21 protein-coding genes are annotated in these 22,834 nt (G+C 71.9%); 15 read left to right on the forward strand and 6 right to left on the reverse strand.

Annotated features, from left to right (window positions below):
- Positions 1-57: 57 nt before the first annotated feature.
- Entirely contained in the window at positions 58-660 is a 603-nt protein-coding gene (locus ACFQ0P_RS09400; RefSeq protein ID WP_378772011.1) for an acetyltransferase, read from the forward strand.
- Positions 657-2,945 carry a glycosyltransferase gene (locus tag ACFQ0P_RS09405; protein ID WP_204978450.1) on the forward strand — a complete coding sequence of 763 codons (2,289 nt, stop codon included), beginning with the start codon at positions 657-659 and terminating at the stop codon, positions 2,943-2,945. Before ACFQ0P_RS09400 ends, ACFQ0P_RS09405 begins: the two co-directional genes overlap by 4 nt.
- Here the strand turns inward: ACFQ0P_RS09405 and ACFQ0P_RS09410 are convergent.
- Both ACFQ0P_RS09410 and ACFQ0P_RS09415 read right to left on the reverse strand, forming a co-directional pair.
- Positions 2,933-4,171: a lipopolysaccharide biosynthesis protein gene (locus ACFQ0P_RS09410; protein ID WP_204978451.1), complete on the reverse strand. Its 1,239-nt coding sequence runs from the start codon at positions 4,169-4,171 to the stop codon at positions 2,933-2,935. The two genes, ACFQ0P_RS09405 and ACFQ0P_RS09410, sit on opposite strands and share 13 nt — an antisense overlap.
- Positions 4,162-5,259, reverse strand: a complete 1,098-nt coding sequence (locus ACFQ0P_RS09415; protein ID WP_204978452.1) for a hypothetical protein — start codon at positions 5,257-5,259, stop codon at positions 4,162-4,164. Before ACFQ0P_RS09415 ends, ACFQ0P_RS09410 begins: the two co-directional genes overlap by 10 nt.
- 40 nt (positions 5,260-5,299) lie before the next feature.
- On the opposite strand from ACFQ0P_RS09415, the gene ACFQ0P_RS09420 reads away from it, so the two are divergent.
- Positions 5,300-7,348 (forward strand): SGNH/GDSL hydrolase family protein, encoded by a 2,049-nt coding sequence (locus ACFQ0P_RS09420; protein ID WP_204978453.1) that lies wholly within the window; start codon positions 5,300-5,302, stop codon positions 7,346-7,348.
- Here the strand turns inward: ACFQ0P_RS09420 and ACFQ0P_RS09425 are convergent.
- From ACFQ0P_RS09425 to ACFQ0P_RS09435, 3 genes are all read right to left on the reverse strand, one after another.
- Positions 7,337-8,725, reverse strand: coding sequence for a polysaccharide biosynthesis tyrosine autokinase (locus tag ACFQ0P_RS09425; RefSeq protein ID WP_204978454.1), 1,389 nt, complete (start codon positions 8,723-8,725; stop codon positions 7,337-7,339). The genes ACFQ0P_RS09420 and ACFQ0P_RS09425 overlap by 12 nt on opposite strands.
- Positions 8,716-9,375 (reverse strand): arsenate reductase/protein-tyrosine-phosphatase family protein, encoded by a 660-nt coding sequence (locus ACFQ0P_RS09430; RefSeq protein ID WP_204978455.1) that lies wholly within the window; start codon positions 9,373-9,375, stop codon positions 8,716-8,718. Before ACFQ0P_RS09430 ends, ACFQ0P_RS09425 begins: the two co-directional genes overlap by 10 nt.
- A gap of 93 nt (positions 9,376-9,468) precedes the next feature.
- The gene (locus ACFQ0P_RS09435) at positions 9,469-10,413 is read right to left on the reverse strand and encodes a Ppx/GppA phosphatase family protein (RefSeq protein WP_204978456.1); all 945 of its coding nucleotides are present in this window, start codon (positions 10,411-10,413) and stop codon (positions 9,469-9,471) included.
- Between the two features lie 182 nt (positions 10,414-10,595).
- Between ACFQ0P_RS09435 and ACFQ0P_RS09440 the strand changes: the two genes are divergently transcribed.
- The 10 genes from ACFQ0P_RS09440 to ACFQ0P_RS09485 all read left to right on the forward strand — a co-directional run bounded on the left by ACFQ0P_RS09440 (position 10,596) and on the right by ACFQ0P_RS09485 (position 20,075).
- Positions 10,596-12,203, forward strand: a complete 1,608-nt coding sequence (locus ACFQ0P_RS09440; RefSeq protein ID WP_204978457.1) for a M28 family metallopeptidase — start codon at positions 10,596-10,598, stop codon at positions 12,201-12,203.
- A 125-nt stretch (positions 12,204-12,328) separates the two neighbouring features.
- Positions 12,329-13,282 carry a type I pantothenate kinase gene (gene coaA / locus ACFQ0P_RS09445; RefSeq protein WP_204978458.1) on the forward strand — a complete coding sequence of 318 codons (954 nt, stop codon included), beginning with the start codon at positions 12,329-12,331 and terminating at the stop codon, positions 13,280-13,282.
- 81 nt (positions 13,283-13,363) lie between these two features.
- Positions 13,364-15,217: a glutamine--fructose-6-phosphate transaminase (isomerizing) gene (gene glmS / locus ACFQ0P_RS09450; protein WP_204978459.1), complete on the forward strand. Its 1,854-nt coding sequence runs from the start codon at positions 13,364-13,366 to the stop codon at positions 15,215-15,217.
- A gap of 71 nt (positions 15,218-15,288) precedes the next feature.
- On the forward strand, positions 15,289-15,651 hold the full coding sequence (locus ACFQ0P_RS09455) for a holo-ACP synthase (RefSeq protein WP_204978460.1): 363 nt from the start codon (positions 15,289-15,291) through the stop codon (positions 15,649-15,651).
- The gene (alr, locus tag ACFQ0P_RS09460) at positions 15,648-16,772 is read left to right on the forward strand and encodes an alanine racemase (protein ID WP_204978461.1); all 1,125 of its coding nucleotides are present in this window, start codon (positions 15,648-15,650) and stop codon (positions 16,770-16,772) included. The genes ACFQ0P_RS09455 and alr overlap by 4 nt, the downstream gene beginning before the upstream one ends.
- 95 nt (positions 16,773-16,867) lie before the next feature.
- The gene (tsaE, locus tag ACFQ0P_RS09465; RefSeq protein ID WP_204981330.1) at positions 16,868-17,317 is read left to right on the forward strand and encodes a tRNA (adenosine(37)-N6)-threonylcarbamoyltransferase complex ATPase subunit type 1 TsaE; all 450 of its coding nucleotides are present in this window, start codon (positions 16,868-16,870) and stop codon (positions 17,315-17,317) included.
- 61 nt (positions 17,318-17,378) lie between these two features.
- Entirely contained in the window at positions 17,379-18,038 is a 660-nt protein-coding gene (tsaB, locus tag ACFQ0P_RS09470) for a tRNA (adenosine(37)-N6)-threonylcarbamoyltransferase complex dimerization subunit type 1 TsaB (protein WP_204978462.1), read from the forward strand.
- Positions 18,035-18,532 carry a ribosomal protein S18-alanine N-acetyltransferase gene (gene rimI, locus ACFQ0P_RS09475; RefSeq protein ID WP_204978463.1) on the forward strand — a complete coding sequence of 166 codons (498 nt, stop codon included), beginning with the start codon at positions 18,035-18,037 and terminating at the stop codon, positions 18,530-18,532. Before tsaB ends, rimI begins: the two co-directional genes overlap by 4 nt.
- Entirely contained in the window at positions 18,529-19,599 is a 1,071-nt protein-coding gene (gene tsaD / locus ACFQ0P_RS09480; RefSeq protein WP_204981331.1) for a tRNA (adenosine(37)-N6)-threonylcarbamoyltransferase complex transferase subunit TsaD, read from the forward strand. The genes rimI and tsaD overlap by 4 nt, the downstream gene beginning before the upstream one ends.
- Positions 19,596-20,075: a hypothetical protein gene (locus tag ACFQ0P_RS09485; RefSeq protein ID WP_378772020.1), complete on the forward strand. Its 480-nt coding sequence runs from the start codon at positions 19,596-19,598 to the stop codon at positions 20,073-20,075. The genes tsaD and ACFQ0P_RS09485 overlap by 4 nt, the downstream gene beginning before the upstream one ends.
- Here the strand turns inward: ACFQ0P_RS09485 and ACFQ0P_RS09490 are convergent.
- Complete coding sequence (locus ACFQ0P_RS09490; protein ID WP_204978464.1) at positions 20,062-21,258, reverse strand: class I SAM-dependent methyltransferase; 1,197 nt, start codon at positions 21,256-21,258, stop codon at positions 20,062-20,064. The two genes, ACFQ0P_RS09485 and ACFQ0P_RS09490, sit on opposite strands and share 14 nt — an antisense overlap.
- Before the next feature lie 168 nt (positions 21,259-21,426).
- Between ACFQ0P_RS09490 and groES the strand changes: the two genes are divergently transcribed.
- Together groES and rarD are read left to right on the forward strand one after the other, a co-directional pair.
- Complete coding sequence (groES, locus tag ACFQ0P_RS09495; protein ID WP_017203655.1) at positions 21,427-21,723, forward strand: co-chaperone GroES; 297 nt, start codon at positions 21,427-21,429, stop codon at positions 21,721-21,723.
- 167 nt (positions 21,724-21,890) lie between these two features.
- Entirely contained in the window at positions 21,891-22,814 is a 924-nt protein-coding gene (rarD, locus tag ACFQ0P_RS09500) for an EamA family transporter RarD (protein WP_204981333.1), read from the forward strand.
- The last annotated feature ends 20 nt before the right edge of the window (positions 22,815-22,834 follow it).

Genomic DNA, 22,834 nt, shown 5'->3' on the forward strand with positions numbered 1-22,834 from the left:
GCGCGGGCGTGTGCGGATATCGTGGGGATCGGCTCGTGCATCCGTCCGAGGAGGATCATGGACGACACCGATCCCGTGATCGATCTCTCGCAGGCGCCCGGGGAACGCGGGGCGTGGGACCGCCCGCGATGGGTCGTGTACGCGTGGGGCGTGGTCGAGCTCCTTTTCGTCACCAACCCGTGGCAGATCAGCTCACGCGTGCGGATCGCGGCGCTGAGGGCGTTCGGGGCCCGAATCGGCGACGGCGTCGTCTTCCGGCCGCGGACGCGCGTGCGCTTCCCGTGGAAGCTCGAGATCGGCGATCGCTCGTGGATCGGAGAGGGCGTGTGGTTCCACAACCAGGCGCGCATCACCGTCGGGAGCGACGTCGTCCTCTCGCAGGAGACAATGCTGACCACCGGGAGCCACGCCGTCCACCGCGACATGGCCCTCATCACGCGTCCGATCCGGGTGGACGACGGCGCGTGGGTGACGACGCGCTGCCTCGTCCTGGGGGGATCGCACATCGGCAGATCCGCGGTCGTCCAACCCTGCACCGTCGTTCGCGGTGACGTTCCCCCGTCGGTCATCTGGGGCGCGCCGCCCGAGGCGCGACCCGGGGTCGTGGGCATCCGACGGCGCGCGGGGCAAGACGTCGAGACGCCGCCGTCGAGCCGATGAGAGTCCTCCACGTCGTCACCCTGATGAGCCCCGACGGCCGCTACGGCGGTCCGGTCGACGTCGCCGAGCGGCTCGCACGGGCGACCCGCCGCCGCGGGCATCAGGTCGCGATCGCCGCCGGGGCGACGGGCTTCCACGGAGACGAGCCACGTCGACGGGACGGCGTCGCGTACCGCCTGTTCCGCGTGTGGGGCGGGGGAGGGACCACCCGGTTCTCGCGACTCGTCGCGCCGGGCCTGTGGATGTGGCTCTGGCGCGCGTCACGTTCGGCGGACATCGTCCACCTGCACCTCAGTCGCGATCTCATCATGGTGCTCGCTGCGATGATCGCTTGCGCCCGTCGGCGCCGGTGCGGCGGCGTCGTCGTCCAGACCCACGGGATGATCATCCCCTCCTCTTCGCGCCTCGCCCGGGCGGTGGACGCGCTCGCCATCCGTCCGACGTTGAGGATGGCGGATGTCGTGCTCTGCCTGAACCCCGAGGAGGCGGCGCAGGTCAGGGAGGTCGAACCCGCGGCGCGCAGTCGTCTGCTCCCGAACGGCGTGGAGACGGTCCCGCGCGACCGCAGAAGCGACGCGAAGCGCCGCGACGCGGGGCGAGCTCCGGCCCGGCGGGAGGTGCTCTTCCTCGCGCGCCTGAACGCCCGCAAGCGCCCGCTCGACTTCGTCCGGATGGCGCGCGAGCTCGAGCAGCGGCATCCCGATGTCGTGTTCACCCTCGTCGGCCCGGATGGTGGCGAGGCCGATCGCGTGCGGTCCGCCATCGCCGCCGCGCGCTCCTCGGCGATCTCGTGGGAAGGTGCGGTGCCGCCCCACGCCGTCCGCGCGCGCATCGCCGCGGCGTCGGTCTACGTCCTCCCGGCCGCGGACGAGCCCTTCGGCCTCACGACCGTGGAGGCGATGGCGTGCGGGGTCCCGGTGGTGATCTCCGCCGGCAGCGGTCTCGCCGAGGCCGTCGAGTCCGCATCCGCGGGCATCGTCTACGACGACACGACGGGAGGTCTCGTCGACGCCGTCGAACGGCTGCTCCGCGATGACGGACTGGCCCAGGCGATGGGCGAGCGCGGGCGGGAGCTCGTGGAGCGCGACTACTCGATCGACGGCGTCGCGGACCGGCTGCTAGAGCTCTACCCCGATCTAGAGCGCGGCGAATCCCGCTTCCGCGCCCTGTGGGTGACGAACGTCGCCGCCCCGTACCGCGTGCCGGTGTGGCGGGAGCTCTCGCAGCTGTGCGACCTCGAGGTCGCGCTCCTCGAGGACGACGCGCGCCTCAGTGCCGACGTCGCCGCCAACCGGGGAGCGGACTGGCGGTCGGATCGGGTGCGGGATGTGCGCATCCGGAGCCTTCCGACGCTGCGTGTGGCGAGAGGCGAGGCCCGCTTCTACGCGCTCACGCGGGTGCCGAGGATCCGTCAGGATGCTGTGCTCCTGGGCGGATGGGAATCACCGGCGTACTGGCAGCTGCTCCTGGTCGCGCGTCTCACCGGCCGCCGGGTGGTGGGCTTCTACGAATCGATCCAGCGGACCCAGCGTCACCGCCGGGGACCGATCGCTGCGGCGCGACGGTGGTACTTCCGCTCCCTGGACGCGGTGGTCGTGCCGGGAGTCGAGGCCCGGGACGCCCTGACCGCCATGGGGGTCGACGCCGGTCGCATCTCGGTGGGCTTCAACGCCGTCGACGTCGCCGACATCCACCGCCGGGCCACAGCGGCGCGGGAGCCGGAAAGCGCACCGGGGCATCGCTACCTGTATGTCGGGCGACTCATCGAGCTGAAGGGCGTCGACCTCGCGATCGCCGCCTTCGCCCGGGCCCGCGGTCCCGAGGACACGCTGACGATCGTCGGACACGGCCCCCTGCAGGGCGACCTGCGCGCGCTCGCGGTGCGGCTGGGCATCGGCGCCGACGTGGACTTCCGCGGTCCGGTCGAGAACGCGGACCTTCCCGAGATCCTGGCTCGGCACGACACGCTGGTGATGCCCTCCCGAGAGGATGTCTGGGGTCTCGTGGCGAACGAGGGCCTGGCCGCAGGGCTGCACGTCGTCGTGAGCAGCGTCGCCGGCGTGGCGGCATCCGTCTCCGGGATGCGCGGAGTTTTCGTCGTCGCGCCCGAACGCGATGCCCTCGCGGACGGCATGCGCGCATCGGCCCGCTCCTGGGAGGGCCCCATCGCGGAGCCCGAGATCCTCGCGCACGACCCGGGAGCGTTCGCGCGCGTCTTCGCGGCGGCGCTCCGCCCGCCGTGCGCTCGCTCTCGCTCCCGCGCTCGGGAGCCTCAGGCGTCCTGATCCGCGGAACGCCGCTCGGAGCGCACCGCGTAGACGAGGCATCCGACGAGGGCGAAGAGGAGGAGCGTCTGGAGCACGGCGAAGGCGATCGCGGCGCCCAGCGCGCCCAGCGTGGGCGCCAGCAGCACGATGAGACCGAGCTGCACCACGACGCACGACAGCCACGGGATCGACACGAAGTGGTCGTATCGACGCGATTGCAGGGCCGTGGCGATGGGCTGATTGAAGATCGCGGGGATCGTCCCCCACGCGAGCCACTGCAGCACGGCGACGGAGCCCTCGTACTGCTCGCCGAGCAGCACCGGCACGACCACGGGCGCGCACAGCGCGAGCAGTGCGCACGCGGCCACTGCGAGGAAGAGCATCCACGAAGCGCGCATGACGAGCCTGCGCGCGTGGCCCCAGCCGTCGGACTGCGCGAGGAACGGCGCCGCCGCACTGGAGAACGCCGTGGAGAGCAGCTGCAGCGGCTGCGTCCAGCGGTTCACCGCGCCGTAGAGACCGCTGGCCGCCGGCCCCGCCACGAGCGCGAGTGTGGGCAGATCCAGCTGCTGCGCGCTGGCCGCCACGGCGCTCACGCCGTAGTGGCCGGCCCCCGCCCAGGGGTTCCGCGGTCGCTCAGCGAAGAAGCGCATGCGCGCCGCGCGGGGTGTGAGCCGGTGCGCCGCGGCGGCGAGCAGCAGCGTCCCGATCGTGATGCTCACCCACAAAGCGTCCGTGGCAGGAGCACCCGCGACGGCGAGCAAGCCGAAGATCGCCACGGCGGCGACCCGTTCGACGAGGAGCAGAAGCGCGACCGTCTCACCGCGCCGCAGCGCGCGCAGGGGCACGAGCATGCTCTGCCCCAGCAGCACCGCGACCAGCACGGCTCCCGCCGGCGCATAGGCGGGAGCGATGAGAAGGAGGACGACGGTCGCGACGAGTGCCAGCGCGGCCGCCGCGAGCAGCTTGCCCGAGATCCGCGCGCCGAGGTCCGTGGACGAGACTCTGCCGCTGGCGGCCTCGCGCGTCCACAGGGCGTTCGAGCCGAAGTCGATGAGACCTGCCGCGGCGGTGCCGATCGCGATCGCGGTGACGATCGCGCCGTACGAGGACGGATCGGTGCTGCGCGCGGTGAGGATGTAGATGACGGCGACGAGCACTTGGGCAACGCCCGTCGCACCCGCCAGGAGCACGGCCTGGAGTCCCACCGGACGGGGAGGCCGGGCATCGGGTGCTACGACCACGTCAGGCTCCGCACGAAGTCCTCGTGACCGGCACCGTGCGCGGCACTGGGCTGCGGCGTCGTCGCGGCGCGCGCGACGGCTGACGCGATCGACTCCACCCCGATCGGGACCCAGGCGGCCTGGTCGCCGAGCGACTCCGCGTCGCGACGCAGGGATCGCGCGCCGGCGAGGACGAGCCGTCGCCCGGCCACCGCCGCCTTCGCGGCGACCCCGCTGGAGCCCTCGTTGGAGTGCGCGACCACCACGCAGTCGACGGCGCAGATCGCGCTGTCGAACGTCGCCTCGTCGAGCGGGGGCGCGAGTTCGACGTGCGGCCGGGCGGCGGCGTCGAGCTTCGCGAACGCGGGGCGCGCGAGCTCTCGCGCTTCCGCGTCGACCTCGCCGGCGACGAGAAGACCCACCCCCGGCACCTCGGCGAGGGCCTCGGCGATGACGTGCAGGTGCTTGCGGGCGCTGATCGCTCCGAACACCCCGATCCAATAGTCAGCACCGGCGGCCTCCAGCCGGCGGCGCAGCCCGGCGACGGTCTCGTCGTCCGACCGGAGCGTGACCGGGTCCGCGACCCACCGCAGGAGGGGGCGCCGGGTGGACAGGGGGCTGCGCAGCGCGAAGGCGCGGACGCCGCGGCGGACGCCGGCGGCGGCGATGAGCCCCTTCTTCGCGGCACCGCGCACGAGGCGCACGACGCGGGATCTCCCAGGCTGCGCATCGGGCCGCATCGCGAGAACGGAGAGGCGCCGGCCGCGGGGCCATCCCCGGAGCGCGACCGACGGGAGGAACCGGTCGCCGTCGGGGATCACGGTCAGACCGGCACCGGAACGCGCGTGCCCGGCGAGGTTCTCGAAGGTGAACCAGGGCTCGGACCGGACGACGACCGCGTCGGGGGTCAGCTGACCGTCGAGGTGGATCGTCCACTCCGGGCTCGTTGTGGCGCGCGGCGTCGTCACGATCGAGACATCATGTCCGCCGGCACGACACCAGTGGACGAGGAGGGAGACGTAGTAGAGCCGGTGTCCGTCGGGATTCGGCTCGACGATCAGGACCACGTCGTCCGACGGTCGCTCCCCGGCCTGCCCCACCGCGCTCACGATAGCAGTCGGGCGGAGCCGACCGCATAGGATCGACGCCATGGTCTGGGGATCGGGGACCCCCACCGCCTCGCGGTCGCCGGTGTCGATCGCCGCGGTGGTCCTCGCGCTGGCCGCGTTCCCCCTTCTGCGTCCGAGCATCCTGGGGGAGCGCTTCACCGAATGGGGCGTCGCCCTCATCGCCGTGGCGGCATTCCTGGTGCTGGTGCAGAGCAGGGCGCGTCCGCATTTGGCGCGCGCCGCGATCGTCGTGATCGTGCTGCTGACTGCGGCCCAGGCGTGGGCGATCTTCCGTGTTCCCTACAACGGAATCGGACTGGCCGCGACGCTGACGGGAACCGTCACGATCCTTCTGGCGGTGAGCGCCTTCGCGCTGGTGCTTGCGGATGCCGATCGGGCACGCATGCTCGCGCGCGGGCTCCTCGTCGGCATTGCGGTCATGAGCGTGTCGAGCTTCGTCACACTGGTGATGGCGATCGTGGGCGCGCCCGTCCTCCTCTTCACGTTCCCGATCACGGCAGACGTCGAAGCGAGCGTGTACGCCCCGTTCACCATCACCTCCGGTGCGCAGTGGGTCTTCGGAATCGAGATCCCCCGGTTCACCGGACTCGGACGCGAACCCGGGTGGATGGCGATGTACGCCGCCGTCGCGTGGTTCGTCTGGCCGCACGTCTTCGGGCGACGGCTGGTGGTGCTGCGCGCGTTCCTGCTCGTGGGCATCGTCGCGACGCTGTCGACGGCCGGCTTCGGCGTGTTCGTCGTCGTCGCGGCGGTCGAACTGATCGTTCGCCCGCGCAACGGCGCGGGCCTCGTGTGGGCCTATCTCCGGCAGGTCGCCGGAGTCGCGCTGCTCGTGCTCGCCGTCTGGCTCGCGGTGGCGGCGCCGGTCGTCGGACTCGAAGCCAAGGCGACGCAGAACGCCGCCTCCCTCTCGGAACGCAACGCCGCCACGCTCGATGGGCTGCGTGCTCTCCAGAGCCTGTCGCTCGGCGAGGAGTCCGACTCGCGGATTCCCGGGGTCAACCTCGTGGCGGCGGTCGCCGAGACGGGGTGGCCCTACTCGCTCCTGATCGCGCTCGCGGTGCTGCTTCCCCTGGCCGTGACTGCGCAGTGGCGCCGCGCAGCGGCCCCGGTCGCGGTCATCTTCCTCACGCTTCTGCTCGCCCAGCCGCCGGGCGAATCGACCCTGGTGTTCGTGCTCGTCATCCTGGCCTGCGCGATCGCGGCCCTCCCTCTCGACGACTCGCCGCCGCGCCGCCGGCTCAGCGCGGGTGCGTCGGCGCCGGCTCCGACCGTCTGGGCCCACGCGCGAGGGAGGTCCACTCCACGCACCGTCGGCGCGCTCGTCCTGACGGGTGCTGCCGCCGTCGCCGTCGTCGCACTGGCCACCGCCGCGCTGCTGCCGCGTCCGGTTCCCGTGGCGTCGGAGCCCCGCCCGCCGGTCACAGCCGAGGACTTCGCGCGGCCGGCCGTCGAGCCCGTGGTCGCGGCGTTCATCGGAGACTCCTACGCCGCCGGTGCGGGCAGCACGCAGGGCGGTTTCGTGCCCCTCGTCGCGCGCGGGCGCGAGTGGCGAACGGTCAACCTCGCACGCGGCGGCACCGGGTTCATCGAGCGGCCGGATCAGGATGCCGCGGCGGCACGGGTCGCGTGCGGTCAGGACTACTGCGAGTCCTATCCGGAGATGATCCCGTCCGCGATCGAAGCGGACCCCGACGTGATCGTCGTCTCCGGCGGCCGGAACGACCTCATCGCCGATCCCGCGGAAGCGGCGCTCGCCGTCGACCGCTTCTTCCTCGAGCTCCGAGAGACCTTTCCGGCGACGGCGATCTACGTGATCTCCCCGCTGTGGGACAGCAGCCGCCCGCCGGTGGCGCTGGTGCCGCTCGAGGAGGCGATCCGGCGCAACGCCGAAGCGATCGGCGCCACCTACCTCGACATCGGACAGCCGCTCGCCGGCCGTCCCGAGCTGATCTCTCCCGACGGGATCCACCCGAACGACGCCGGCCATGCGGCCATCGCGACCGCGGTCGCGGAGGCGCTCCAGGATGTGCCGGAAGGGCCGACGGCGAGCCCGTCAGGCGACTGAGCGGGAGTCGCCCTCGGTCCGCCCGGTCTCGCCGTACCCGTAGCCGTACCCGTAGCCGTAAGCGTCCGCCCCGCGGGTCGGCAGCATCGTCAGGACCACTCCCGACACCCGCGCGTCGACGCCGTCGAGGATGCCGATGGCGTTCTTGAGCTGATGCTTCGTCGTCGATCCCGCGGCGACCACGACGATCGCGCCGGTGGCCCGCGCGGCGATGACGGCGGCATCCGTGACCGGGAGCAGGGGAGGCGCGTCGAGCAGGATGATGTCGGTCTCCGCGGCGAGTCTCGTGATGAGCTGCTGCATCTGCGGGGAGCCGAGGAGCTCGCTGGGGTTCGGCGGCACCGGACCCGCCGGCAGGACGCGGAGCCCCAATCGGCCCCACGGGAGGAGGACGTCCTCGAGCTGCGCGCGGCCGATCAGCACGTCGGTCAGTCCCGCCGCCCCCTCGATCTGCATGTACTCGGCGACCTTCGGCTTTCGTAGGTCCGCATCGATGAGGACCACGCGCTTGCCCGCATCGGACAGCGCGATCGCGAGGTTGACCGCCGTCGTCGTCTTCCCCTCGCTCGACACGCTCGAGGTGACGACGAAGCTGTGTCCGCCGTCCATGTCGAGGAACTGGAGATTGGTGCGCAGCGCGCGGAAGGCCTCGCTCCGCGGATCGTGGGGAGAGGCCTGCAGGATGATCGGGCGTCGCTTGGCGTCCGCGTCGAACGGGATCGAGCCGATGAGGGGGTGGTCGGTCACCTCCGCGACGTGCCGTGGCATCCGGACGCGGTTGTCGAGGACGGTGCGGAGGACTCCCACGCCGATTCCGAGCGCCAGGCCGAGCACGGCGGCAAGCGCGAGGGTGAGCGGCACATTGGGCGTCGCCGGCGCGTCGGCGGGAAGCGCGTCGGCCACCGCGGTGAGCTTGACGGGGCTGGTGCCGGTGGTGGGAAGGGTCTCGAGCTCGACGACGCTCGCCGTCAGACTCGCCGCGATCGCGTTGGAGATGTCGGCCGCCGTCTGCGGGTCGGGGTCGGTCACGGTGATCGTGATGATCGGGGTGTCCGGCGGAGCCGAGGCGGTGACGTGCTCGGCGAGTTCGGCGGCCGTGGTGTCGAGGTCCAGGATCTCGATCACCGGATCGAGCACGGTGGGCGTCTCGACGAGCTCGACGTACGCCGCGAGGCGCGACTGCGTGAACGTCGATCCCTGCTGCAGGTCGCCTATCGACGTGCCGCCCTGCGCGGAGACGAACACCTTCGAGGCGGCCTCGTACTGGGGCGTCCGGGTCAGCGACCACGCCGCGGCGATCGCGACGAGCACGAGCACGGTCGCCAGGATCAGCAGCCAGCTCTTGCGCAGGATACGGATGTAGTCGGTCAGCTCCACGATGTCCTTCTCGGATGCGCCCCGCTCGCGTGCGGACCTTGATGCGCCGGAGCACCGTCGTCTCCGGCGCTCATCCTATCCGCGTGAACCGCCCTGATCATGTCGGCGACGACGTCGACGGCGGGCGCGATCTGCGCCGCGACGAGCGCGTACGTCTCGGCGGAGCCCCGATACGGGTCGCGGATGTCGTCGTCGGCGGCGTGTGCGGTCGAGGTTCCGCGCAGCGCGATGGCCTCGCGCAGGAGTCTCCGCAGCCGTCCCGCGCTGTCGGGCCCGTCGCCGGGCGCCGGCGGCTCGATCGCAGCGACCGTGCGCGCGAACTCCCGCAGGACGAAAGCGGAGGGTGTGCGGGAAGGCGCGAGCTCGACGACAGCGCTCCGGTGCGCGCGCGTCATCGTGAGCACCAGGTCGTAGTCCTCCAGCAGGTCCGCGCTCACCCGCCTCGACGCGTGTCGTGCGGCAGCTGCGGCATCCGCCCCCAGTGCGACGGCGGATCGAGCGGCCTGGCGGGTCATCGGCAGGCCGTCGCGCGTGCGGGTCCCGGCCGACGCGACACGTACGGGGAGGTCTGCCAGCCGGTCGCGGAGCACGAGCTCTGCCAGGGGAGAGCGGCACACGTTGCCCGTGCACACGAAGAGGACGCCGATCATGCCACCCCCCGATGCCGTGCGATCCGAACCAGAAGGTCGAGCCTAGCCAATCGCGCGGAGTCGTCGGGGAATGCGCGAGCCCACCGCCCTGGATCAGGCCTCGGGGGCGCTCCACGACAGCGACTCGATGTATCGCAGCAGGACCCCCTCCCGCAGGGCCCACGGCGAGACCTCGAGCTCGTCGACGTCGAGCGCGCGCATGGCCTCGTGCAGTACAACCGCGCCGGCCACGATCTGGAAGGTGCGATCCGGCGTGATCCCGGGCAACTCCTGTCGCGCGCTCGCGGGGATGCGCGCGAGCCGCGGGATCCACGACCCGAGCGCCGCGCGGGGGAGCAGCATCCGCTCGATCCCCGACCAGCCCGGGACCGGGTAGCCGACGAGCTTGGCGAGCGAGCGGATCGCCTTCGACGAGCCGACCACGTGCTCGGGGCGGGGGAGGGCGCCGAACGAGCCGGCGACGGGCGCGAGCACGGCCCGGGAGTGCGCGCGCAGCGCCTCGACGGCGTCCTCTCCCGGCGGGTCGTCGGGCAGGAACTGCACCGTCATGCGACCCGCGCCGAGGGGGACGGATGCCGCGGCATCCGGCAGTTCGTCGCCGCCGGCCGCGATCTCGAGCGATCCGCCTCCGATGTCGAAGAGGAGGATCTGGCCCGCCGCCCACCCGAACCAGCGGCGCACCGCGAGGAAGGTGTAGCGCGCCTCGGTCTCGCCGCCGAGCACCTGCAGCGGCTGCCCCAGCGCCTCCTCGATCAGGGCGATCACCTCGGGCCCGTTCGCGGCCTCGCGCACGGCGGACGTCGCCGTGGCGAGCAGCTCGTCGACGTTCTCGGATGCCGCGACCTCCCTGGCGCGGCGCACCGCGTCCACGAGGGCCGTGACGCCTTCGGCCGTGATCTCGCCGGAAGGTCCGAGGTACCGCATGAGCCGCAGCACCGTGCGCTGGCTGGTCGCGGCCAGCGGGCGACCGCCCGGGCGGACGTCGGCCACGAGGAGGTGGACGGTGTTGGATCCGATGTCGAGGACTCCGAGGCGCACGGCTCGACAGTACCGGCGTGAGGGCTCGTGCGTTGCCGGTCCGGCTCGATGAGGTCCCTATGAGAAGTCGCCGCGCGCTCTACCGGCCCGATGAAGGCGCGTCTAGCCTCGGCGCCAGGGTGCCCATCCGGCATCCCCGCATACCGTGCTCGACGAGGAGCGCGAACTGTGAAGGAGAGAACATGAATCGATCCCGCAACACCGCACGGGGAACGCTGGCGCTCGCCGCCACCGGCGTGACCGTGCTCGCCCTGTCGCTCGGTGCGGCGTCCGCCGCAACAGCAGCGCCCGCAGCGAAGTGCGACAACCGCAACAACAACACCGTCGCCAAGCTGCTCGAGTGCGTCAGCGCCGACGGCACCATGGACCATCTGGAGGCGTTCCAGGACATCGCCGACGCGAACGACGGAAACCGCGCCGCCAACACGTCGGGGTACGAGGAGAGCGTCGAGTACGTCGCCGAGACGCTCGAGGCGGCCGGGTGGAACGTCACGATCGACGAGTTCGACTACCTCCTGCCGATCCCCACCATCCAGCAGCTCACGCCGCAGGACGTCGCGCACCCGGCCGGGTACTTCTCCGAGGGTTCCGCGGAGGGAGAGGTCACCGGCACCGTCATCCCGGTCGACCTCGTCCTCGCGCTCCCGCGCGATCCGGTCACCAGCGGCTGCGAGGCATCCGATTTCGCGGGTCTCGACTTCACCGGTGATCAGGACATCGCACTGATCCAGCGCGGGACATGCGAGTTCGGCGTGAAGGCGCGCAATGCGCAGGATGCCGGGGCCGAGGCCGTCATCATCATGAACCAGGGGAACACCCCCGAACGCTCGGGCGTCCTCACCAACGTCACGCTCATCGGCGCGAACCCCACGGCGCTGGACGTCCCGGTCGTGGGCACGTCCTTCGACGCGGGGGCCGCCCTCGCGCAGCCGGGTTCGACTGCGACCGTGTCGATGTTCACGGAGAACAACCCGCAGAAGAACGTCATCGCCGAGCTGCCCGGTCGCAATCCGGACAACGTGGTGATGGCCGGCGCGCACCTCGACTCGGTACCGGAGGGACCGGGGATCAACGACAACGGCTCCGGCTCGGCGGCGCTCATCGAGATCGCTCAGAACATGACCAAGCTGAAGCCGCAGAACACCGTCCGGTTCGCGTGGTGGGGCGCTGAAGAGGAGGGCCTGCTCGGGTCTGCCGCGTACGTCGAGGGGCTGAGCGACGAGGAGCGGGATCGCATCGCGCTCTACCTCAACTTCGACATGATCGCCTCTCCGAACTACATCTACATGGTGTACGACGGTGACGAGTCGACGTTCGAGGCGCCCGTGGTCGTGCCCGAGGGCTCCGTCGAGATCGAGGATCTCTTCGAGCGCTACTTCACGAGCATCGATACCCCGTACGACGACGCCGAATTCAGCGGACGCAGCGACTACGAGGCGTTCATCCTCGCGGGGATCCCGGCGGGCGGTCTCTTCACGGGAGCCGAGGACGAGAAGACGGTCGAGCAGGCGGAGATCTGGGGCGGAACGGCGGGCGAATGGCTCGACCCGTGCTACCACCAGGCGTGCGACGACATCGACAACGTGAGCCTCGACGCGCTAGAGACGAACACGGATGCCATCGCCCTCGCCGTCCTGGCGTACTCGTACTCCACCGAGCTCGTCAACGGCGTACCCGGACGGTCGGTGCCGGGCGGTCTGAACCTGCCCGAGCCGGCCGGTGCCGAAGGCACGTGGGCCGGTGGTGGGGGAGGTCTGCACCCCGACCACGGTCACCACGTGGCCGGCTGAGTCCCCGGATGTCCTCGGACGGCCCTCGCTCCCCGTGCGGAGCGGGGGCCGTTCAGCGTGCGCCCTGAAGGTCCACGAGGGTGCGGGCCCGGGCTTGGTCCCACCGGGCGACTACGATGGGCCCGATGTCCGCCGAAGAAGCGACCGCCGTCGCCCCCGCGCACTCGCTCTACCGCGAGATCTCCCGTCGTGACTGGGCCCGGCTCGCCTCCGGGCTGACGCAGCCGCTCTCCGAGACCGAGATCGTCCAGATCCGCGGCCTCGGCGACCGCCTCGACATCGCCGAGGTCGCCCAGGTCTACCTGCCGCTCTCGCGGCTCCTGTCGCTGTACGCGAAGTCGACGAAGAACCTCGGCGCCGAGACGAGCGCATTCCTCGGCGACTCGGATTCCACGACCCCGTTCGTCGTGGCCGTCGCCGGATCGGTCGCCGTCGGCAAGTCGACGATCGCGCGCCTGCTGCGCGAGCTGATGAGCCGCTGGCCCGACACGCCCCGGGTCGAGCTCGTCACGACCGACGGATTCCTCTACCCCAACGCCGAGCTCGAGCGGCGGGGGATCATGGACCGCAAGGGCTTCCCCGAGTCGTATGATCGCCGCGCCCTCGTGTCTTTCCTCACCGAGGTGAAGAGCGGTGCACCCGAGGTGCGCGCGCCCTTCTACTCGCACATGCGCTACGACATCGTCCCCGACGCGCACACGACCGTGCGCCGCCCCGATGTCGTCATCGTCGAGGGCCTCAACGTGCTCCAGCCGCCGCCGACGCCGAACGACGTCGCGGTGAGCGAGCTGTTCGACTTCTCGATCTACGTCGACGCCGACCCGGAGCACATCGCGCGGTGGTACGTGGAGCGCTTCATGGCGCTCAAGGCGGGCGCCTTCGCGAACCCGAGCTCGTTCTTCAACGTCTTCTCGCATCTCACCGACGAGGAGGCGGTCCGCACGGCGATGGGCTACTGGAACGACATCAACCTGCCCAACCTCATCGAGAACGTGCTGCCGACGCGGCACCGCGCGAGCCTGATCCTTCGCAAATCCGCCGATCACACCGTCGAGCGGGTGCTGCTGCGCAAGCTGTGACGCGGCATCCGATCCGCGACTGACCGGGCACTCCCGTTTCGTTCAGGTTCCTCGCAAAACCGCCCGCCTACCATGGGGGGCATGTGTGGAATCGTCGGATACGTCGGCCCTCGTCAATCGCAGGCGATCCTCCTCGCCGGGCTCGCCCGCCTCGAGTACCGCGGCTACGACTCGGCCGGAATCGCCGTCATCGACGCCGACGGCGACCTCGGGATGCGCAAGCGCGCCGGCAAGCTGGGCATCCTGCGCGACGACCTGACCTCCGCGCCGCTGGCCGACGGAACCACCGGCATCGGCCACACCCGGTGGGCCACGCACGGCGGTCCGACCGACGACAACGCCCACCCGCATCTCGCCGACGACGACAAGCTCGCCGTCATCCACAACGGGATCATCGAGAACTTCTCCGAGCTCAAGGAAGAGCTCCTCGCCGAGGGCTACGCCTTCCGCAGCCAGACAGACACCGAGGTCGCCGCCGTGCTCCTCGGCCGTGAGTACCGTGCGACCGGGGGTGACCTCGTCGTCGCGTTCCGCAACGTCGTCTCGCGTCTCGAGGGCGCGTTCACGCTGCTCGCGATGCACGAGGAGCAGCCCGGCCTCGTCGTGGGTGCGCGACGCAACTCGCCACTGGTCATCGGGCTGGGCGAGGGGGAGAACTTCCTCGGCTCGGACGTCGCCGCCTTCGTCGAGCACACCCGCAACGCTCTCGCGATCGGTCAGGACCAGATCGTGGCCATCACGCCCGAGGGCGTCTCGGTGACCGACTTCGCCGGGAACCCGGTCGAGGTCGAGCCGTTCGAGGTCACGTGGGATGCCTCGGCCGCCGACAAGGGCGGCTGGTCCTCGTTCATGGCCAAGGAGATCTCCGAGGAGCCCGAAGCCGTCGCCAACACGCTGCGCGGCCGCATCCGCGACGGCGAGGTCGTGATCCCCGAGCTGGACGGTCTCGACGACCTCTTCGCCGGAATCTCGCGCATCATCGTGATCGCGTGCGGCACCGCCGCCTACGCCGGTCAGGTCGGCAAGTACGCCATCGAGCAGTGGACGCGCATTCCCGTCGACGTCGAGCTCGCGCACGAGTTCCGCTACCGCGATCCGGTGATCGGCCCTGACACGCTGGTCGTGTCGATCAGCCAGTCGGGCGAGACCATGGACACACTGATGGCCGTGAAGTACGCCCGCGAGCACGGCGCACGCACGCTCTCGATCTGCAACACCCAGGGTGCGACGATTCCGCGCGAGTCGGACGCGATCGTCTACACCCACGCCGGCCCGGAGGTCGCTGTGGCGTCGACGAAGGCCTTCGTGGCCCAGGTGACGGCGCTCTACCTGATGGCCCTCCACGTCGGGCGCGTGCGCGGCACGGTGTCCGCCGCCGACGCCGCGGCGCACGTCGCCGAGCTCGAGGCGATCCCCGCCAAGATCTCGCAGATCCTCGAGCGCGAGCAGCCCCGCATCGAGCAGTTCGCGCATTGGATGGCCGACACTCGGTCGGTCCTGTTCCTCGGCCGTCACGTGGGCTACCCGATCGCCCTCGAGGGCGCGCTCAAGCTGAAGGAGCTCGCGTACATCCACGCCGAGGGCTTCGCGGCCGGCGAGCTCAAGCACGGTCCGATCGCCCTCATCGAGCCCGGCCAGCCGGTCTTCGTCATCGTGCCGTCGCCGAGCAAGTCGGGCGAGATGCACAAGAAGGTCGTCTCCAGCATCGAGGAGATCCGCGCCCGCGGCGCGCGCGTCATCGCCGTCGCCGAAGAGGGCGACGCCGCCGTGCTGCCCAAGGCCGACGAAGTCCTCCGCATCCCTCTCGCGGGTCCGTTCTTCGAGCCGCTGCTGGCCGTCGTGCCGCTGCACATCTTCGCGATGGGGCTGGCCACGGCGAAGGGCCTGGACGTCGACCAGCCGCGCAACCTCGCGAAGTCCGTCACGGTCGAGTGAGCGCGTTCGGGTGACCGCGGCGCGACGGTAGGGTGGCGGATGCCGCGACCGCGGCGTGACGGGAGACTTTCGTGATCGTCGGGATCGGCGTCGACCTGGTCGACATCGCTCGCTTCGAGCGCACGCTGGAGCGCACGCCGCGCCTGCTCGAGCGGCTGTTCTCGCCCGCCGAGCGCGAGCTCAAGCCCCGCTCGCTCGCGGCGCGCTACGCCGCGAAAGAGGCGCTCATCAAGGCTCTCGGCGGCTCGGACGGCGTGCACTGGACCGAGATCGAGGTGACGCCCGAGGCATCCGGTCGCCCGTGGTTCACGCTCACCGGCTCCACATCCGCCGCGGTCGTCGAGCGGGGGATCACGACGCTGCACCTCTCGATGTCGCACGACGCGGGATTCGCCACGGCCTACGTGATCGCCGAGTCGGAGACTGCGAGGTGAGCAGGCTCGCGCCGGGCGTGCTCCGCGAGGCGGTCGTCGACGTCGCCGCGATCGAGGACAACGTCCGCCACCTCCGCCGGCTCACCGAGTCCGAGATCATCGCCGTGGTCAAGGCCGACGGCTACGGGCACGGCGCGGTCCGCTCCGCGGTGGCCGCGCTGCGCGGCGGTGCGTCCCGCCTCGGGGTGTCCGACGTCGCCGAGGCGGTCGCTCTCCGCGGTGCGGGCATCGACGCCCCGATCGTCGCGTGGCTTCACGCACCGGGCACCTCGTTCGCCGAGGCCGCCCAGCTCGGCATCGAGCTGGGGATCTCGAGCTTCGATCAGCTGCTGCAGGCGGCGGGCGCGGCATCCGCGGACCGTCCCGTCGGCGTGCACCTGAAGCTCGAGACCGGACTGTCGCGCAACGGCATCCCGCCGGAAGACCAGCGGATCGTGTTCGCCGAGGCGGCGCGGCTCGAGCGCATCGGAAAGCTGCGGGTCGTGGCGCTCTTCAGCCACCTCTCCAACGCGTCGGCAGAGGACGACCGCGCCGCGCTGCGGCGGTTCGAGGAGGGCGTGGCACTGGCCGGCTCGCTCGGCGTCGCACCGCGGCTGCGTCATCTCGCCGCGTCGCACGCCGCGATCGCGCTTCCCGAGTCGCGGCTCGGCTGCGTGCGCATCGGCCTCGGCATCTACGGCCTCTCGCCGTTCGAGGACCGCTCGGCCGCCGAGCTCGGCCTGCGTCCGGCGATGACCCTGCGAGCGGCCGTCGCCGCCGTCCGGCGCGTCCCCGCGGGCACGGGCGTCTCCTACGGCTACGCGTATCGCACAGAGGCAGAGACGACGCTCGCGCTCGTCCCCGCGGGGTACGCCGACGGTGTGCCGAGGCAGGCGTCCGGCGCCGGCCCCGTGACGATCGGCGGTCGTCGCTACGCGGTCGCAGGCCGCATCGCGATGGATCAGTTCGTCGTGGACGTCGGCGACGACCCGGTGGCCGTCGGTGACGAGGTGATTCTCTTCGGCGACCCGACCCTGGGTGTCCCGGCCGCCGACGAGTGGGCTGCGGCGGCGGGCACGATCAACTACGAGATCGTGACGCGCATCGGCCCCCGGGTCCCGCGGCGGCAGGTGTCGGCGTGACCGGGAAGGCCGGAGACCTCCGGCGCGTTCCCTCCGATGTGGAGCAGACCCTCGAATCACTGACAGGAGCCCGCGAGGTCGCGTCGCCCGCCGACATGGAGGCCCTCGGCGCGGACATCGGGCGGATGCTGCGCGCCGGCGACCTCGTCGTGCTGACGGGTCCCCTCGGCGCCGGCAAGACGACCCTCACGCGGGGCATCGCGACCGGGCTCGGCGTTCGGGGCCCGGTGCAGAGCCCGACCTTCGTGCTCGCCCGCACGCACCCGTCCCTGGTCGGGGGAGCGCCGCTCGTCCACGTCGACGCGTACCGGCTCGGCTCGCCCGCCGAACTCGACGACCTCGACATCGACGTCGACTCGTCCGTGGTGATCGTGGAGTGGGGCCGCGGCATGGTGGACGGACTCCGCGAGCACTGGTGGGAGATCGAGCTCGACAGGGAGTGGCACGGCCGCGGCATCGACACCGCGTGCGGCACGTCGCCGCGGATCACGGAGGCGCTCGACGCCGACTCGCCGCGCATCGTCACGATCTCGCGGCGGCCCTGACGGAGCCGCGCCGCGTCGCAGCCGGACCGGGCACCGGACGGCGCCGACTACCCTGGAAGGCGTGATCCTCGGCATCGACACGTCGGTCGGATCGACGGTCGCGGTCGTCGAGCCGGACGGCGTCGTGCGCTCGCAGGTCGAGAGCGCGGACCCGCGCGGCCACGCCGAGGTCATCGGCTCGCTCCTCGAGCAGGCGCTCGCCGAGGCATCCGTCCGCCCGCAGGACATCACGCGGGTCGCCGCCGGCATGGGCCCGGGCCCGTTCACCGGGCTGCGCGTCGGCATCGCGGCCGCCCGCACCTTCGCGCTCGGACGCGGGGTACCTGTCGTGCCGGTGGTGAGCCACGATGCGGTGGCCCTCGAGCTGCTGCTGCACGACGCGCTCACGGGGGGCGTCGACGCGAGCGAGGACTCCGCCTTCGCCGTCGTCACCGACGCGCGCCGGCGCGAGTTCGCCTACACGATCTATCGCGGGCTCGACGACGACGGTCTTCCGCGTCGCCTCCGCGCGCCCGAGCTCGCACCCCGCGACGCGCTCGACGACGTCCTCGTCGCCCACGGCGCCCTCCGGCGCGACGCCGACCGCATCCCCGCCGGACTGCTCGGAGTGTGCGCCGCGCGAGCACTCGCCGCGGGACGCGCGATCGGTCCGGCCGACGCCCTGTACCTGCGGTCGCCCGACGTCACGCCGTCTGCCGGTCCGAAGCGGGTGGGGACATGACGGTGCGCGCCGCGGTGCCCGCCGACCTCGACGCGATCATGGCGCTCGAGCGCGCGTCGTTCCCCACCGACGCGTGGTCGGACGCGATGATGCGCGAAGAGCTGGCCTCGCCGCACGGCTGGTACATCGTCGACGAGGTGGCCGGCCGCGTCGCCGGCTACGCCGGTCTGCGGGCGGCGCGTGGGGCGAAGGATGCCGACGTCCAGACGATCGCGATCGCCGAGGCCTCCCGCGGTCGCGGTCGCGGACGTGCGCTCCTGCGGGCGCTGCTGACCGAGGCCGCTCGGCGCGGGGTGAACGAGGTCTTCCTCGAGGTCCGCGCCGACAACCCCGTCGCGCAGTCGCTGTATGCCTCGGAGGGGTTCCACGAGGTGGGGCGCCGACCGCGCTACTACCAGCCCGACGACGTCGACGCCGTCGTGATGAAGCTGGACCTGCGCGGCTGGTCGGCCGCGCAGACGCCGTCCGCCGAGGATGCCGGGGTGTGCACGTGAACCGGGCCGAGCCGCTGATCCTCGGCATCGAGACGAGCTGCGACGAGACCGGCATCGGCATCGTGCGCGGCCGCACCCTCCTGTCCAACACCATCGCCAGCTCGATGGACGAGCACGCCCGCTACGGCGGGGTGGTGCCCGAGGTCGCCGCCCGCGCGCACCTCGAGGCGCTCGAGCCGGCGATCCGCGCCGCCCTGGCGGAGTCGGGCGTCGCGCTCTCCGACCTCGATGCCGTCGCCGTCACGTCGGGTCCCGGACTCGCGGGCGCGCTCATGGTCGGCGTGGGGGCGGCCAAGTCGCTCGCCGTGTCGCTGGACCGGCCGCTGTACGCCGTCAACCACCTCGTCGGGCACATCGCGGCCGACATCCTGGATGCCGATGCCCCGCCCCTCGAGTACCCCACCGTCGCCCTCCTGGTGTCGGGCGGGCACACCTCGCTGCTGCTCGTGCGCGACCTGACGAGCGATGTCGAGCTTCTCGGCGAGACGATGGACGACGCGGCCGGCGAGGCCTTCGACAAGGTCGCGCGCCTGCTCGGGCTCCCGTACCCGGGCGGCCCCGAGATCGATCGCGCCGCGGCCGCGGGCGATCCCGGGGCGATCCGCTTCCCGCGCGGCCTGTCCCGCGCGAGCGACATGGCCGATCATCGCTACGACTTCTCGTTCTCGGGCCTCAAGACCGCCGTCGCACGCTGGATCGAGCAGCGCGAGGCCGCCGGCGAACCAGTGCCCGTGGCGGACGTGGCGGCCGGATTCCGCGAGGCGGTCGTCGACGTGCTCGTCACGAAGGCGCTCGCCGCGTGCCGTGATCACGGCGTCCCGCGACTGCTCCTCGGCGGCGGCGTGATCGCGAACCGGCGTCTCCGTGACGTCGCGCTGGAGCGCGCCGCCGCCGAAGGCGTCACCGTCCGCATCCCTCCGCTGTCGCTGTGCACCGACAACGGCGCCATGATCGCGGCGCTCGCCGCCGAGCTCGTGATGTCGGGGCGCCGCCCGTCGACCCTGCGCTTCGGCGCGGACTCCACGCTCCCGGTCACCGAGATCCAGGTCGCCGAGGAGGCCCCGTGAGCGACGAGCGGATGCCGCATCCCCCCGAGTCGCCCGGGCCCGGGATCGAGCCGCCGTCGCCCGACGTGGTGGCGGCGGATGAGGTATCCGCGCTCCCCGGCGTCCATCGCGGCGGGTACCTGCGCCTGCCGACGGCGCCCGTGGCGATCACGCGCGAGACCGCTCCGGCCGAGCCCGGCACCGATGAGGACGTGCCGCTGGTCTCGGCCCAGTGGGTCATGCCCGCGCCCGAGCCGCCGCACCGCGGCCTGGCCGGGTGGGCGCTCGCATTCTCGATCGCCGGACTGCTGGTGTCGCTGTTCGTCGGCTGGGGATTCCCGATCGGCCTCGTCGGAGTCGGCTCGGCGATCCTCGCGCTGCGACGTCCGCTCGAGAGCCGAGCGGTCGCCGTGTGGGCGCTGGTGGTGGGGACGGTCTCCGTCCTCTACAGCGCCGGATGGCTGCTCTACGCCGCGGGCCGTATCACGACCGGCTGACCCGGTCGGCGAGCACGGCGATCCGCCGTGTCCCGACCCGCGTGAGCACGAGCGTCGCCTCGGCGTCGCCGCCGAGTCGGAGCTTGCGCCGGAACTGGGCGGGATCGACATCCACGCCTCGCTTCTTGATCTCGAGGCGCCCGATGCCGGCCTCGCGCAGCGCGCTGTTGATGGCGGGGATCTTCGCGGGCATCGCCTCGCGCACGCGGAAGGATGTCACGAACGGGCTCGTGACCGCGGCATCCGAGGTCATGTAGGCGACATGCTCGTCCAGCATGCCCGCGTCGAGGGAACGCGCGACCTCGCCGATCAGCCGGGCGCGGATGACGGCTCCGTCGGGCTCGTGCAGGAACGCCCCCAGTTCACGGACCGGCTCGTCGGGGCTGTCCGCGGCCGACGTCAGCTCGTGCGCGTCATCACCCCGGATGACGAGCGCCGCGCGCCGGACGCCCTCGCGCGCGAGTGGTCCCGACCACAGCACGAGCTCGACGGTGGACCCGTCGGCGCTGATCCACTGCGCCTCGAGGTCGTCGGGGATCAGAGCGCGGTCCAGGCCCGGCCCGAGCTTGATCCCGGCGGGCATGCGGCCGGCGAGTTCGAGCGTCCAGTCCAGCGGCGGAGACCAGTCCTCGGGACGCGTGCGGGCGGTCTCGGTGTGCCCAGCGGTGCGGCGAGCCGGGTCCAGCCACACGGCGTCGACGTGCGTCAGATCCGTAGTCTCGGCGGTGCCGTGGCGCACCGTTGCGGAGTCGCCGAACGGCGCGAGGTTGTAGGCCGCGATCGCCGCCGTCACCTCGTCGGCCTCGACGGCGGTCACCCGGATCCCGAGCGCGGTCAGGCCCAGCGAGTCCCCGCCGATCCCGCACCCGAGGTCGGCCACCCGCTCGAACCCGGCGTCGCGGAACCGCACGGCGTGCCGGGCGGCGATGCCCAGGCGCGTCGCCTGCTCGAGTCCGGCACGGGTGAACAGCATCCGCTCGGCGAACGGACCGAACTTCGCCCCGGCGCGGGCGCGCAGCCGCGACTGCGTGACCACCGCCGACACGAGGTCGGGGGAGTGGCCCTCCCTGCGGAGCCGTGAGACGGTCCGCGCGACGTCGTCGGCGGATTCGACGGGAGGCAGCCCGTCGAGCAGCCGCAGTCCGTCCGGGGTCAGCAGTGCGGTCAGCTCGGCCATCTCCACCGGGACAGCCTACGTGCCGGTGCCGCCACCGGGGGTGCCGCGTCGCACGACGTCACGCGGTTGGCACTCACGTTGCATGAGTGCCAGCGCATGCCTAGAATCGTCATCAGCACTCTCCGTACCAGAGTGCTAACGAGTCTTCAGTCTCAAGGAAAGAAGAGGTAGACCGTGTCGGTTTCCATCAAGCCGCTCGAGGACCGCATCGTCATCAAGCAGGTCGAGGCCGAGCAGACCACCGCGAGTGGCCTCGTCATCCCCGACACCGCCAAGGAGAAGCCCCAGGAGGGCGAAGTCGTCGCCGTCGGCCCCGGCCGCATCGACGACAACGGCAACCGCGTGCCGCTCGACGTGGCCGTCGGCGACCGCGTGCTCTACAGCAAGTACGGCGGCACCGAGGTCAAGTTCGGCGCCGACGAGTTCCTCGTCCTGTCGGCGCGCGACGTCCTGGCGGTCGTCGTCCGCTGATCACGCGCACAGCGTCCCGAGAGGGTCGGATGCCTCGGCATCCGGCCCTCTCGTCCGTCTCGGCCTAGGCTGGGCGGGTGAGTCGCGAAGAGGTCCCGCCGTCTCCGGGCGGGGTGAACGCCCTGGACGACTCGACCGCCCTCGACCTCGGCGTGACGACGGGCACGATCCGCGCTCGCAACGCCGCCGCGGAGGCGCGGGAGCGGACGCTCGGCGGCTTCTTCGCCTTCGGCGCCTATCTGCTGTGGGGCTTCCTTCCGCTCTACTTCCTGCTGCTCGCGCCGACCGGCCCGTGGGAGCTGGTGGCGTGGCGCATTCTGCTGTCGCTCGCCTTCTGCGCCCTGCTGCTGACCGTCATGCGGGCCTGGCCTCGGCTCGTGGCCGTTCTGCGTCAGCCCCGGGTGGTCGGGCTCACCGTCATCGCCGGCATCCTGATCTACATCAACTGGCAGGTCTTCATCTACGGCGCGCTGACCGGCCACGTGATCGAGCCGAGCCTCGGCTACTTCATCAACCCGATCGCCACGGTGCTCCTGGCGGTGCTGGTGCTGCGCGAGCGGCTGCGCCCCACCCAGTGGGTCGCCATCGGCATCGCGGCGGCCGCGGTGCTCGTGATCGTGATCGGCTACGGCACCTTCCCGTGGATCGCTCTGACCCTCGCGGCGAGCTTCGGCGTGTACGGGCTGGTCAAGAAGAAGGTCGGGCCGTCCGTCGACGCGGTGAGCGGGCTCACGCTCGAGACGCTGTGGCTCACGCCGATCGCGGTGACGGTGCTCATCGTCGTCGCCGCGACGCAGGGTCTCACGATGGGGGCGTATGGCTGGCCCCACGCCGTTCTGCTGAGCCTCACGGGAGTCGTCACGGCGGTGCCGCTGCTGCTCTTCGCGGCCGGCGCCCGGCGGGTGTCGCTCACGACGATCGGACTGCTGCAGTTCGTGGCGCCGGTGCTCCAGTTCCTCGTCGGCTGGCTCTACCTGGGGGAGCCGATGCCGCTCGAACGCTGGATCGGGTTCGGTCTCGTGTGGATCGCGCTGATCGTCCTGACCGTGGACTCCGTCGTCCACGCTCGCCGCGCGCGCACGTCCGGCTGATCACCGGCCGCGCAGACGCG

Origin of the sequence: Microbacterium insulae (genome assembly GCF_042677065.1) — a bacterium.
Lineage (GTDB): Bacteria > Actinomycetota > Actinomycetes > Actinomycetales > Microbacteriaceae > Microbacterium > Microbacterium insulae.

Bases quoted from the DNA above. Each gene is read 5' to 3' on its own strand.
- ACFQ0P_RS09400 (WP_378772011.1), top strand. From the start codon at position 58: ATGGACGACACCGATCCCGTGATCGATCTCTCGCAGGCGCCCGGGGAA.
- ACFQ0P_RS09405 (WP_204978450.1), top strand. From the start codon at position 657: ATGAGAGTCCTCCACGTCGTCACCCTGATGAGCCCCGACGGCCGCTAC.
- ACFQ0P_RS09420 (WP_204978453.1), top strand. From the start codon at position 5,300: ATGGTCTGGGGATCGGGGACCCCCACCGCCTCGCGGTCGCCGGTGTCG.
- ACFQ0P_RS09430 (WP_204978455.1), bottom strand. From the start codon at position 9,375: ATGATCGGCGTCCTCTTCGTGTGCACGGGCAACGTGTGCCGCTCTCCC.
- ACFQ0P_RS09440 (WP_204978457.1), top strand. From the start codon at position 10,596: ATGAATCGATCCCGCAACACCGCACGGGGAACGCTGGCGCTCGCCGCC.
- coaA (WP_204978458.1), top strand. From the start codon at position 12,329: ATGTCCGCCGAAGAAGCGACCGCCGTCGCCCCCGCGCACTCGCTCTAC.
- glmS (WP_204978459.1), top strand. From the start codon at position 13,364: ATGTGTGGAATCGTCGGATACGTCGGCCCTCGTCAATCGCAGGCGATC.
- tsaE (WP_204981330.1), top strand. From the start codon at position 16,868: ATGGAGGCCCTCGGCGCGGACATCGGGCGGATGCTGCGCGCCGGCGAC.
- rimI (WP_204978463.1), top strand. From the start codon at position 18,035: ATGACGGTGCGCGCCGCGGTGCCCGCCGACCTCGACGCGATCATGGCG.